Below are 12,770 nucleotides of genomic sequence, written 5' to 3' on the forward strand. Positions count from 1 at the left end.
TGACCTCTTAAGGCTAATGCATGCTGATGCTCGCGCGGTATCAGGAGTTAGTGATGGCTGAAAGCAATCAGGTTGATGTAAGCGACGCGTTTATCACCGAGGGTGAAGAAACAAGTTCGATCAAGGAAAAAGTGGCTGTTCAGTCGCTGCGCGGAGATGTGACGCAAGAAGATGCATCGCGCAGCAACTTGCACTACGGCAACAACGATAGCCCGGAGGCGAATGGTACAGAGCATTCCGCGGTCCATAAGTCTGACGGGACTGAACCGGCACCCTTGGCTGGCAACGAACGCACCCCAGTGGCCGAGGCCTCTGATGTGGAAGTCGATGACGCAGCGCATGACGGCCAGACATTTGCCAATCCAATCACGGCAAACACCCGTCAAGTGGAAGACGTGCAACCGGAGGCGCCACAGCCTGAAACGTCAACGTTCAGGACACCGCAGGAAAGTGCAGCTGCGGGGACTTTGACCTCCGAGCCCGGGAACGAAAGCACCGCGACAAATGCAACGGCGACACCGCCGGTGTCTCAACCCGCGACAGCAGCATATGATGCTGACGGTCCAACGCCTGACGATGACGCGCCCACACCGAATGCGGCACCAACGCAAATCTCCCTCAGCATGGCCGAATTGGTCGAAAACGACGAAGGTGCTGTGGTGGGTCAGCTGTCTGTTGTCGATCCGAACGCCAGTGACCAACATACTTTTTTGATTTCAGACGATCGGTTTGAAATCGTCGAGGGACGGATCAGGCTGAAGCCAGGTGTTTCGCTCGATCACGAGCAACAGGCTTCTCTGCAGTTTGACGTCACAGCCACCGACGCGGATGGCGCAAGCTTCACTGAAACATTCGAGATTTTCGTCGCTGATGTGAACGAAGCGCCCACAAGTGTTTCCATCGACCAAAGCCTGATTGCGACGAACCAACCAGGCGCTGGTGTCGGCCTGATATCCGTGATCGATCCTGACGAGGAGGGTACTTACGAATTCACCCTGTCTGACAACAGGTTCGAGGTGGCGCAGGGGCAGCTGAAACTACGGGATGACGTTTCTTTGGACACCGGCAGTCTGGGAAACCTGGCAATTGACGTCACAGTTACCGATCAGGGCGGCGAAACGATTACTCAGACCTTTGAAATCGGCGTGGTAGAGCCTGCGAGCATCACAATGACCTCCGGGTTTCAGGCCAGTTACTACGACGTGGATCACCGCCTCTCCGAGCTTGATCAGATCGACTGGTCCGGCGACGCCACACACGAAGAAGTGGTTGGCGAAATCAACTACACCAACAGCCGTAATTCTTTCTGGGACGGTGGTTCAAAGGACACTTTCGGCGCGAAGATTACCGGCAATATTGAAGTGGAGGAAGGCGGTTCGTTCGACTTCTTCCTCGGCGGTGACGACGGTGTCGTTTTGCTGATCAACGGTGAAGAAGTCATCGATAACGACGGGCTGCATAGTTACCGCACACGAAGCGGGGAGATTGAACTGGAGCCCGGAACACACAGCATTGAAGTACGGTACTTTGAGAACTACGGCCACGCGGGACTGAAACTGGAATGGGAAGGCCCCGGCACAGATGGACGCGAGTTGGTAACCGCCCCAGGTCTTGACGATCTGCAAACCGTGAATGGCATGCCCATCGCTCTTGAAATCGACGTGGCGACCCCGGAAACAGCGGCGGCCGACCAAGTATCTCATCACGTGGAGGGCCTGCCTCCGGGGGCGATACTCGAAGCTGGCAACACGAGCATCGAGGCAGATGCCGATGGCACCGCTGATATCTCAGGCTTGGACCTATCGTTGCTGACCGTGACGACACCAATCGATTTTACCGGGCAAGTCTCCGCACAGATCGTGACAACGACACAAATCGGTAACGAGGGCGAAGTATCAGTTGCCAGTGATCTTAGCTTTACGGTCAATCAGGCAGATATCACCCCGCCCTCTGCCCAGCTGGAAACCGGTTTCAGGGCCAGCTACTTCGACGTGGATCACAGGTTGTCAAAGCTGGATCAGATCGACTGGTCCAGTGAAGCTACGCACGAAGAGGTTGTGGGTGACATCAATTACACCGACAGCAGCGAGTCGTTCTGGCAGGGCGGTTCGAAAGACACCTTTGGTGTGCAAATCACTGGCAGCATCGAAGTGGAGGAAGGTGGTTCGTTCGACTTCTTCCTCGGCGGCGACGACGGAGCCATCCTGCTGATCAACGGCGAAGAAGTCATCGATAACGACGGGCTGCATGGTTACCGGACGCGCACGGGTGAAGTGGAACTGGAGCCCGGCACGCATGAGATTGAAGTGCGATACTTCGAGAATTATGGCCACGCGGGGCTGAAACTGGAATGGGAAGGCCCCGGCACCGAAGGTCGAGAATTGGTGACGGCGAATGACGAATTGGCAGTACCACAGAACGGCATGTTGGATCTTGGCATAAACGATGCATCGCTGTCTGATGCGGCGACGGTGACGATATCTGGGCTTCCGGCGGACACAATCCTGATCAGTGATAACAATGTCGCTGTTGCAGACGGCGGCGAAATTGATCTTTCGGGCTGGGACCTGTCCCTTCTCGAAATGGCGCCACCCCCTGATTTCCAAGGCGTAATTTCCGGAGAAATCACCACAACGGACACTGCGTTCAATGGCCAGCAAATGACTGGAAACGACACTTTTTCAATCGAGGTCGGGGACGTTGAAAACCAGCAAGACCAAAACGCAAATGCTGGGGCATCCGATGAGTGGGCGTCATACGAAAATGACGGTTCCTCGCCCTCTTGGACCGATGCTGCCAATGATGACGATAATGCCGAAGAACAAGGTGATGACCCGATGTCAGAGGAGGTTATCGACAACCAGGGGGCAGAGCAGGGCCCGGAAATGAACGAAACTTACGAGCGACAGGACTGGTAACCAAAAAGCTTGAGATGGGTGCAGGCGTGATCAGGCATCCGCCCGCTCCAATGGGTCATAAACACAAGGCGTCGCCAAAAGCATAGTCTGGCACTGTGACCGCGCAGGTAACCTGCTTCAGCTGAGGATCTCTTGCGACTGCGTGACTTGCGTCAAGATGCATGTGAAATCGCGCAGCAAAAGTCCTCGTATGGATCGGATTTGCCGATTGGGCGAGGCTGGTTCCAGCGACTGCAAGTTGACCGTTACACAGGCCTGGTTTGCAAGGATATCAACATGCAGCATCCGCCCGAGCGGCCTTGTCAAAGGAAATAGATGCACGCTCCAGCCACTGGATAAGGACGCGGATATCAGGCTCCAACTCCTCACCAAGACCCCCGGTGAAGTCCAGAAAAGCGCTCTTGTTCAACGCGTTAAGCCCGACAACCACGGGAATGCCCAAGGACAGGGCGTCGGCGATCACATCCCGGAACCCGCGCCCGTCCGCTTCGTGCTTGCCAAACTTGTTGACGATCAGACAATCGGTTTCAGGGCGTATCGATCTGCGCACCAATCCAACAGCGGTTTCAAGGGCATCAGGATCCAACCGACACCCTTTCGCCTCCGGTCCAAGGCTCTGAGATATTCTGATCACCGGGCCATCTGGCAGAACCCGCACATCCATATCGCAGGGTCCAGCATCGGGGCATTCCGTGTTGATCTGAACCGTTCCGGCGGATTTCAGACCGCGGACGCCCAACTCCTGGGCAAATCTGCACAGCAGCAAATCTGTATCACCCCGCGCCGGCGCCATAGTGTATGCAATCTTCATCTTGAAAATCCTTCAAATGGACTGAAGGGGGTGAAATTCCACCAAGGCACCTTCCGGCAGTATGTCAGTTTCGGACGATAGAAAGATGAGCCCATCGGCGTCCGGTAATGCGCCGACCCGGCCAGAGTAGCTCGCATCCTCAAACTCGACGATTTCTCTTCCCAATGCGTCCATCCCGACGATCCGAGCCGGACGGAGCTCGCACCGTCCGGGGGTGTGCTTGATCGGTCTACTGGTGACCACATGTCGGCGCGTGGATTCCCCTTCATCTTGACCTGCCAGCGCAAAAAAGAGTGAGGGACCGAAGAGCGACCAAGTGACAAATGCAGACAGCGGATTTCCTGGCAGCCCCAGCCAATGCGCGCGGGACAGTCGTCCGAAAGAAACCGGCTTGCCGGGCTTGATTGCAACCCCGCTGAAGGCAATGCGCGCACCCAGATCTGCAAGAGCCGGTTTCACATGATCTTCTTCACCGACCGATACGCCCCCGGTCGTGACAATCAGATCAACCTTTCCGTCGAGCGCTTTGATCTGCTCACGCAAGGAACCCCTGCTGTCACCCGCAATTTCGGTACTGCGCAGAGCAATTCCGATGGCCCCCATCGCGGCGGACAACATGGGGGTATTCACATCCCGGATCCCCGCTTTCCCACGCGCCTCACCAACCTGACGTACCTCGTCACCCGTCACAATCAGCGCTGCCGTGATGATACGGCGCACCCGAACGGTCCCGTGCCCGGCGGCAGCGCAGGCGGCAATATCGCGGGACGACAGCCTGCGCCCAGCGGGAACAACCGTCTTGCCTGCTACCATGTCCTCGCCGGCAAACCGGATATTTGTGCGTGGCTCAACCGCTTGTGTCAGAACAATGGTCTGACCGGTTCTGTCCACCGCCTCCTGCATCACCACGGCATCAGCACCCTCGGGAACCGGCGCGCCCGTGAACACCTGAAACGCGCAGGCCTGGGGCAAACGCTCGTCGCACGGCTGCCCGGCAGTAATCCGATCTCGGATCGACAGCTCCCAAGGGCCAGCGCCGCGCAAATCCGCCGTACATATCGCGTACCCATCCATTGCGGCATCGTCGAAGGCCGGAACCTGACCGCGCGATCTGACTGAGGACGCTAAAACACGGCCCCTGGCCAGGGCCAAAGGCAGATCTTCCGTCTCCCGGACCGGAACCGTGTTCTGCACGATACGCAGTAGCGCGTCGTCTATGGAAATGAGCCCCTTGGTGCCCTGCATATGTCCGCAGCCACACCCAACGCTTCTGATCTTTTCGATGACTGCCATGATCTCGTCTCCATCCCGCATCTTTCCGCGCCATTGCAAGGAGAGCGTCCTTTGGTACTTCGCGCTCCAGTAAAATGGGCATGTTCTTCGGCACAAAACGCCGTTGTGGCGTTGTGTTTTTGTGTTTCTATAGACATCGGGCGCTCAAGCGCGCCCGATGTCTGCCCCTTCGATCTCCGAGGCTTCGATAAGCCGGCTGACGAACGTCCGGGCCTGTCGGGCCCAGTTGGTTTTTTCCAGTGCCAGTGCAATCCTGTCACGAACGACATCGAAAGGCAGGACCTCACCCTCGGCGCAGGCATCCAACCGGATGACATGATAACCGTTGCGCGTCAGCACCGGTGCTTTGGTGATCTCTCCCTCGGCCAAGGTACGCAAGGAGGACTCGAACTCCGGGACGGTGTCTCCGGGCCCAAGCTGTCCGAGGGCACCCCCGGCGGCTTTCGAGCCACAATCACTTTCACGCGCGGCAAGCGCGGCAAATCCCGCCGAATCGTGAGCTGCACGGGTGGCAATGGCCTCGGCACGCGCCAATGCATGCTGTCGCCCCGCTTCGTCCCTGGGATCGCAGGCGCAGAGGATATGCGACACTTCCCACAAGGGGGGTGCCCGAAACCGAGACGGGTCCTTTTGCCATTCTGCGTGGACTTCCGCCTCGCTTGGCGGGTGCGTCTCAACTTCGGTTTCGAGAAGGCTCCGGATCAGGGCCTCCTCTTCTGTCTCAAACCGCCCCTTGCCGACCTCTCTTGGCACAGCAGAAACATTGCGGGACCGCGCCTCCTGCAACAAAAGGGTCCGGATGGCGACCGCGTCAGCGGCCTTGCGCCACGCGATACCCGGCTTGCCCCTCGGGGCGTCTTGGTTCTGCGTCTCTGCAGCGATCAAGGCATGGGGGACCTCTTCGCCGTTGACGACGAGATCGGGGAATAATGCAGTTGTCATTGCACCTACTCCGCTGGGGTTTGTGCGGCACCATCCTTTGGGCCGCTTTGGCGTCCCGCCGGCACTGCGCTGCGTTTGGGCAGAACAGTGCGCCGCCGGGATCGAACGAGTTGATATCCGGGGCGCAAGAGGAACCGGAACGGCGCCGCAAAGCCCGAAATCATGTGCACAAGCCGCGTGAACGGGAACAGCATGGTAATCAAAAGCCCGAGGAAGATGTGCAGCTTGTAGAGCCAGTGAACATCCACGACCATCGCCCAGGCATTGAGGTTCCAGGTCACAATGCTCTGCGACCAAGTCATGAAGCGCACCATATCGGCACCGTCCATGTGTTGCAGAGTTTGGGTAATGGTCAAAAGCCCGATCACCAGCTGGAGCCAGATCAGCACCATGATCAGGATATCCGCATGGCTTGATGTGACGCGGATCCGCGCATCAAAGAGCCGCCGGTGCAAAAGCATCGTACCCCCGATGAGGGCAGCAAGCCCGGCAGGGCCGCCAATCAGCACCGCCATCCATTGCTTCAGCCAATAGGGAATACCCAGCGCATCCAGCACCCAGACCGGGGTGAAAAGCCCAACGAGGTGACCGAAAAACACAGTGATAATGCCAACGTGGAACAGAATGGAGCCCCAGATCAGTTGCTTGCGGCGCAACAGCTGGCTTGAGGAGCTCTTCCAGGTGAAAGGGTCACGTTCATAGCGGGCGATGGAGCCAACCACCAGAACCGCCAAGGCCACATAGGGCATGACACCGAAGATGATGAAGTCGATATCGAGATTGGGAAACATGTGCTTGCCTCCTATTCGGCCACGTGATGCGGCGCGGGATTTACGGGCGAGACCGGGTCGATGCGTGCGAGCATGTCGCGCACTTGCGGACAGCCGGCGTTCGGGTCAGGGCCAAAGCGCACTTCGCTTTCCTCCCAGACCTCATCCAGGGCCTCGAGGTCGGTCGGATCGTCGTCAGGCTGCGCCAGCATTTCGGCCACCGCTTCCTGATCGGGCGTCACACCGGCCAGCTGCAAAAGGCTGGCGAACACGGCCGCATAGGGGTTTTCCCTCCGGACAAGCCGGGCGTTCAGTGCCTCAAAGATATGGGCCGCGTCCGCCAGAGTTTCCTGTACTTCCGCGCAGGGCCGCGTCGACAGGTATTCCAGAAGCACCGGCAGGTGATCGGGCAATTCAGAGGTAACAGGGTCGAAGCCGCCTGCCCTGTAGGTTTCGACCAGCGACACCATGGCCCCGCCCCGGTCCCGGCTTTCGCCGTGGACATGTTCGAAGAGGTTGAGCGACAGCGTGCGCGACCGGTCAAAGAGCATGACATATTGTTCTTCAAGGTCATAGATGTCGCGCCCACTCAGCTCCTCCAGGAGTGGGCGCAACCCCCGACGCGCTGCTGCTGTCAATCGCGTGTCCGAGGCCAGAACGGCGCTGATCTCGGGCATGGCATGCTGCAGCTCGCGTGTCGGGTAACTCAGGATAAGCGACAGGGCTTTCAGGGGTCGGTCTTGGGGGTGGATAGTCATATCACATCGCCTCCGTTGGCATTTTGAGAGGTTTCTTGGCACCGCCAAAGAGCGAGCCCTTGGACGACCCGGACGAACACCCGTTACTGTCGGTAAATCCGCAGCCCCCGCGCAGGTCATAGGCTTCCTCAACCTGTTCGCGGTGCGTTGTCGGGATGACAAAGCGGTCTTCGTAGTCGGCGAGGGCCATGATCTTGTACATGTCCTCGATCACCCGACCACTCAGGCCGACACGGGCGGCGATTGCCTCATCAATGACGCCCTCAACGGTCTTGGACCGCATATAGGCGCGCATCGCCAACATCCGTTCCAATGCGCTGACCACAGGTGCCTCATCCCCGGCCGTTAGCATGTTGGCCAGATACCGCACCGGGATGCGCAGGTTGCGCACATCGGGCATCGCGCCATCCATGCCGATTGCCCCTGCCTCGGCGGCGTTCTGGATGGGCGACAGCGGCGGAATGTACCAGACCATCGGCAGCGTCCGGTATTCGGGATGCAGTGGGAAGGCGACTTTCCACTCCATCGCCATCTTCCAGATCGGACTTTCCTGTGCCGCCTTGATCCAATCCTCCGGGATACCGTCTGCTCGCGCGGTTTCGATTACCACGGGGTCATTGGGGTCAAGGAACACATCAAGCTGCGCGTCGTAGAGGTCTTTTTCATCCGCCACGCCTGCGGCGGTATCGATCTTGTCCGCGTCATAGAGCATGACGCCCAGATAACGGATGCGACCCACGCAGGTTTCCGAACAAACCGTGGGGTTGCCGCTCTCGATCCTCGGATAACAGAGCGTGCATTTCTCCGACTTTCCGGTCGACCAGTTGTAGTACACCTTCTTGTAGGGGCAGCCTGAAACACACATACGCCAGCCGCGGCATTTTTCCTGGTCAATGAGGACAATGCCGTCTTCTTCGCGCTTGTAGATCGCCCCGGATGGGCAGGATGCAGCACATGCCGGGTTCAGGCAGTGCTCGCAGAGCCGCGGCAGATACATCATGAAGGTGTTTTCGTATTCTCCGTAAATTTCCTTCTGGATGCCTTCAAAGTTGTAATCCTCGGAGCGTTTAGAGAATTCACCACCCAGGATTTCCTCCCAGTTCGGCCCCTTCTCGATCTTTTCGATCCGTTCCCCGGTGATCTTGGAGCGGGGGCGCGCAGTGGGGAACGCCTCCAGCTCGGGCGCTGATTTCAGGTGGTCGTAATCGAAATCAAATGGCTCGTAGTAGTCGTCGATCTCGGGCAGATCGGGGTTGGCAAAGATTTTCGCCAGTATCCGCCATTTGCTGCCCTGTTTCGGCTGCAGCTTGCCCGATGCGCTGCGCTCCCAGCCGCCATTCCACCGTTTCTGGTTCTCCCAGTCGGTGGGATAGCCTGTCCCCGGTTTGGTTTCCACGTTGTTGAACCAAGCGTATTCAACGCCATCGCGGCTGGTCCAGACGTTCTTGCAGGTTACAGAACAGGTGTGGCACCCAATGCATTTGTCGAGATTCAGCACCATGCCGATTTGTGCACGTACTCTCATTCCGCTGCCTCCTGTGCAGGTGCTTTCCAGCTCTTTTCACGGTCGAGCCAGTCCACTTTTTTCATCTTTCTGACCACGACGAATTCGTCCCGGTTCGACCCTACGGTGCCGTAGTAGTTGAAGCCGTAGGATTGCTGGGCATAAGCGCCGATCATATGGGTCGGTTTCAGGATCGCGCGGGTGACAGAATTGTGGATGCCCCCGCGATGGCCGGTCTTTTCCGACCCCGGCGTGTTCACGATCTTTTCCTGAGCGTGATACATAAAGGTGGTCCCGTCCTTGATCCGCTGGCTCACCACCGCCCGCGCCGTCAGCGCGCCGTTACTGTTGTAAAGCTCGACCCAGTCGTTATCGACGATGCCCGCCGATTTCGCATCGTTCTCACTGATCCAGATCACCGGCCCGCCCCGGTTGAGCGTCAGCATCAAAAGGTTGTCGGTATAGGTGGAGTGGATGCCCCATTTCTGGTGGGGTGTGATGAAGTTCAGCACCAAATTATCGCCATCGTCCTGCACGTCCGCGGTGATGGTTTTCAAGTCCACCGGCGGGCGGTAAGACATGAAGCCCTCGCCAAAGGCGCGCATCCACAGGTGATCCTGATAGAGCTGTTGACGCCCGGTGAGGGTCCGCCAGGGGATCAGCTCATGCACGTTGGTGTAACCCGCATTGTAGCTGACTTTCTCGCTCTCGATGCCCGACCATGTAGGCGAAGAAATAATCTTGCGCGGTTGCGCCGCGATATCATGGAAGCGAATCTTCTGGTGGTGCTCGCCCTCGGCCAGATGCGCATGCGCGCGACCTGTGGCTTTGCCAAGCGCCTCCCAGGCCTTGACCGCGACGTTGCCGTTGGTTTCTGGCGCCAGCATCAGGATGACCTCGCAGGCGTCGATTGCGCTGTCGATCTTTGCTCGCCCGGCCGCGGCCCCGTCAAGTTGCACTCCGTTCAGATCAGCCAGGTTGTCGATCTCTTCCTGGGTGTTCCAGGCGATGCCCTTGCCGCCATTGCCGAGCTTGTCCATAAGCGGCCCAAGCGCGGTGAAGCGATCATAAATCGCCTCATAGTCACGTTCGACGGCCACATAGGCAGGGGCGGTCTTGCCCGGAATCAGTTCGCATTCGCCTTTCTTCCAGTCCTTGACCTGATCCTGCGCGATCTCTGCCGGGGTGTCGTGCAGGATCGGCAACGCAACGATATCGGTTTCCTTGCCCAGATAGCCGGGCACGATCTGCTGGAACTTCTTGGCGATTGCCTTGAAGATTTCCCAATCCGACTTGCTTTCATAGGCCGGGTCCACTGCCGCTTGCAGCGGGTGGATGAACGGATGCATGTCGGAGGTGTTAAGGTCATCCTTTTCGTACCAACTGGCGGTTGGCAGTACGATGTCGGAATAGACGGCCGTGGTACTCATCCGGAAATCGATGGTCACCAGCAGGTCAAGCTTGCCGCGCGGACCCTCAGGATGCCATTTTGCTTCCTTGGGCAGCTGTGCGCCTTCTTCGCCCAGATCTTTGCCCATCACACCGTGGTCAGTGCCCAGGAGGTGTTTGAGAAAATACTCGTGTCCCTTGCCGCTGGACCCCAGAAGGTTGGAGCGCCAGACAAAGAGGTTGCGTGGCCAGTTGGCCGGGTTGTCCGGATCCTCGCAGGCCATTTCCAGATCACCGGATTTCAGAGTCTCCGCCACATAGGCGGGGATTTCCTTTTCCGCCGCTTTTGCCGCCTTCGCGACCTCCAGCGGGTTGGTCTTGAGCTGCGGCGCAGAGGGCAGCCATCCCATCCGTTCGGCGCGGATGTTATAATCGATCAGGTTGATGTCCCAATCGCCTTCCGGCGCGGTGGGTGACAGGATGTCACCGGCCCCGATGGTTTCATAGCGCCACTGATCGGTGTGTGCGTACCAGGCCGAAGTCGAATTCATATGCCTTGGCGGACGGCCCCAGTCGAGCGCGAAAGCCAGAGGCTGCCAGCCGGTTTGCGGGCGCAGTTTCTCCTGCCCCACGTAGTGCGCCCAGCCGCCGCCGGACTGTCCAACACAGCCACACATCACCAGCATGTTGATGACACCGCGATAATTCATATCCATATGGAACCAGTGGTTCATCGCCGCGCCGATGATGATCATCGATTTGCCTTGGGTCTTTTCGGCGTTATCCGCAAATTCGCGGGCCACATGGATGATCTTGTCCGCGGGCACGCCGGTGATCTTTTCCGCCCAGGCCGGGGTGCCCGGCATGTCGTTGGCGTAATCCGAGGTGACCCAGTCGCCCCCCAGCCCACGGTCAAGCCCGTAGTTCGCACAGAAAAGATCAAACACGGTTGCGACGGCCATCTCGCCGTCCGCGGTCTTGACCTTCTTAATCGGGATGTTGCGGGTCAGCACATCGGGGTGATCCGCATCGGTGGCGAACTGACCGTAAGCCTGACCTCCAAAATAGGGGAAATCCACGCTCAGAACGTCGTCGTGGTCCTCTTCCAGCACAAAGCTCATCTTGAGCCGGGTGTCGGCTTCCTTCGCCCGCTCCTCAAGGTTCCATTCGCCGTCCTCGCCCCAGCGGTATCCAACGGACCCATTGGGGGCGACGAAACCCTTCGACAGATCATCGAAGGCGACAGTTTTCCATTCGGGATTGTTGTCTTCGCCCAGCTTGCCGTCCAGATCATTCGCCCGCAGGAAGCGACCCGGCACAAGCCGCCCGTCCTTTTCATCTAGCTTCACCAGCATAGGGAAATCGGAATACTTGCGGGTGTAGTCCTCGAAATACTCGGTCTGACGGTCGAGGTGGAATTCGCGCAGAATGACGTGACCAAACGCCATGGCAAGGGCCGCATCTGTGCCCTGCTTGGCGTTCAGCCACACATCCCCGAACTTCGCGGCCTCTGAATAGTCCGGACAGATTACGGCGGACTTGGTGCCTTTGTAGCGTGCTTCGGTATAGAAATGCGCATCCGGTGTCCGGGTCTGCGGCACGTTCGAGCCCCAGATCAGCAGGTAGCCCGCATTGTACCAATCGGCACTTTCCGGCACGTCGGTCTGTTCGCCCCAGGTCATTGGTGAGGCAGGCGGAAGATCGCAGTACCAGTCGTAGAAAGACATGCAGACGCCGCCCATCAGGCTGAGATAGCGCGACCCTGCCGCATAGCTGACCATGGACATGGCCGGGATCGGTGAAAAGCCAAAGACGCGGTCGGGCCCGTACGTCTTTGCGGTATAGGCGTTGGCGGCTGCAGTGATCTCCGTCGCCTCATCCCATGTGGCGCGAACAAAGCCGCCCTTGCCCCGTGTTTCGACGTAAGAGGCGCGCAGGATCGGATCGGCCTGCAGCTTGGTCCAGGCCTCGATCGGTCCCATGGTTTCGCGCATCTTGCGCCAGACCTTCATCAGGCGGCCGCGCACCAGCGGGTTCTTCACCCGGTTCGCCGAATAGAGGTACCAGCTATAGGACGCCCCCCGTGCGCAACCACGTGGTTCATGGTTGGGCAGATCGGGCCGCGTGCGCGGGTAATCCGTCTGCTGGGTTTCCCAGGTCACGATCCCGGATTTGACGTAGATCTTCCAGCTGCACGACCCGGTGCAGTTCACACCGTGGGTCGACCGGACAACCTTGTCGTGACGCCAACGGTTTCTATAGGTGTCCTCCCAGGATCGGTCTTCGCGGGTAACCTGACCGTGGCTGTTGGAGAACTCTTCCAGCTTGTTGGAGTGGAGGAAGTTCAGTCTGTCAAGCAGGTGGCTCATGTCTTTTGCTCCCTAA

Annotated in this window: 8 protein-coding genes; 1 reads left to right on the forward strand and 7 read right to left on the reverse strand. The window is 58.5% G+C overall.

All coding sequences use genetic code 11. From position 1 onward, the window contains the following. Window positions 1–53: 53 nt before the first annotated feature. On the forward strand, window positions 54–2,918 hold the full coding sequence (locus Q1A07_RS07595; RefSeq protein WP_299779427.1) for a PA14 domain-containing protein: 2,865 nt from the start codon (window positions 54–56) through the stop codon (window positions 2,916–2,918). Between the two features lie 271 nt (window positions 2,919–3,189). On the opposite strand, the gene Q1A07_RS07600 is transcribed toward Q1A07_RS07595, so the two are convergent. The 7 genes from Q1A07_RS07600 to Q1A07_RS07630 form a co-directional block, all read right to left on the reverse strand. Next, a complete protein-coding gene (locus Q1A07_RS07600) occupies window positions 3,190–3,729 on the reverse strand; it encodes a DUF2478 domain-containing protein (protein WP_299779429.1) in 540 nt (179 codons plus the stop codon). Between the two features lie 12 nt (window positions 3,730–3,741). Then, a complete protein-coding gene (glp, locus tag Q1A07_RS07605) occupies window positions 3,742–5,022 on the reverse strand; it encodes a gephyrin-like molybdotransferase Glp (protein ID WP_299779431.1) in 1,281 nt (426 codons plus the stop codon). A 144-nt stretch (window positions 5,023–5,166) separates the two neighbouring features. Further along, the gene (locus Q1A07_RS07610; RefSeq protein WP_299779433.1) at window positions 5,167–5,964 is read right to left on the reverse strand and encodes a peptidylprolyl isomerase; all 798 of its coding nucleotides are present in this window, start codon (window positions 5,962–5,964) and stop codon (window positions 5,167–5,169) included. 5 nt (window positions 5,965–5,969) lie between these two features. After that, window positions 5,970–6,755 (reverse strand): respiratory nitrate reductase subunit gamma, encoded by a 786-nt coding sequence (gene narI, locus Q1A07_RS07615; protein WP_299779435.1) that lies wholly within the window; start codon window positions 6,753–6,755, stop codon window positions 5,970–5,972. 11 nt (window positions 6,756–6,766) lie between these two features. After that, window positions 6,767–7,492, reverse strand: coding sequence for a nitrate reductase molybdenum cofactor assembly chaperone (gene narJ, locus Q1A07_RS07620; protein ID WP_299779437.1), 726 nt, complete (start codon window positions 7,490–7,492; stop codon window positions 6,767–6,769). 1 nt (window position 7,493) lies between these two features. Beyond that, window positions 7,494–9,017 (reverse strand): nitrate reductase subunit beta, encoded by a 1,524-nt coding sequence (gene narH, locus Q1A07_RS07625; RefSeq protein WP_299779439.1) that lies wholly within the window; start codon window positions 9,015–9,017, stop codon window positions 7,494–7,496. Next, window positions 9,014–12,754 (reverse strand): nitrate reductase subunit alpha, encoded by a 3,741-nt coding sequence (locus Q1A07_RS07630; protein WP_299779441.1) that lies wholly within the window; start codon window positions 12,752–12,754, stop codon window positions 9,014–9,016. Before Q1A07_RS07630 ends, narH begins: the two co-directional genes overlap by 4 nt. Window positions 12,755–12,770: the final 16 nt, after the last annotated feature.

This window comes from uncultured Roseobacter sp., assembly GCF_947492555.1.
Lineage (GTDB): Bacteria > Pseudomonadota > Alphaproteobacteria > Rhodobacterales > Rhodobacteraceae > Roseobacter.

What these genes read in the sequence shown, in the direction of transcription:
- Q1A07_RS07595 (WP_299779427.1), top strand. Translation starts at nt 54, where the DNA reads ATGGCTGAAAGCAATCAGGTTGATGTAAGCGACGCGTTTATCACCGAG.
- Q1A07_RS07600 (WP_299779429.1), bottom strand. Translation starts at nt 3,729, where the DNA reads ATGAAGATTGCATACACTATGGCGCCGGCGCGGGGTGATACAGATTTG.
- glp (WP_299779431.1), bottom strand. Translation starts at nt 5,022, where the DNA reads ATGGCAGTCATCGAAAAGATCAGAAGCGTTGGGTGTGGCTGCGGACAT.
- Q1A07_RS07610 (WP_299779433.1), bottom strand. Translation starts at nt 5,964, where the DNA reads ATGACAACTGCATTATTCCCCGATCTCGTCGTCAACGGCGAAGAGGTC.
- narI (WP_299779435.1), bottom strand. Translation starts at nt 6,755, where the DNA reads ATGTTTCCCAATCTCGATATCGACTTCATCATCTTCGGTGTCATGCCC.
- narJ (WP_299779437.1), bottom strand. Translation starts at nt 7,492, where the DNA reads ATGACTATCCACCCCCAAGACCGACCCCTGAAAGCCCTGTCGCTTATC.
- narH (WP_299779439.1), bottom strand. Translation starts at nt 9,017, where the DNA reads ATGAGAGTACGTGCACAAATCGGCATGGTGCTGAATCTCGACAAATGC.
- Q1A07_RS07630 (WP_299779441.1), bottom strand. Translation starts at nt 12,754, where the DNA reads ATGAGCCACCTGCTTGACAGACTGAACTTCCTCCACTCCAACAAGCTG.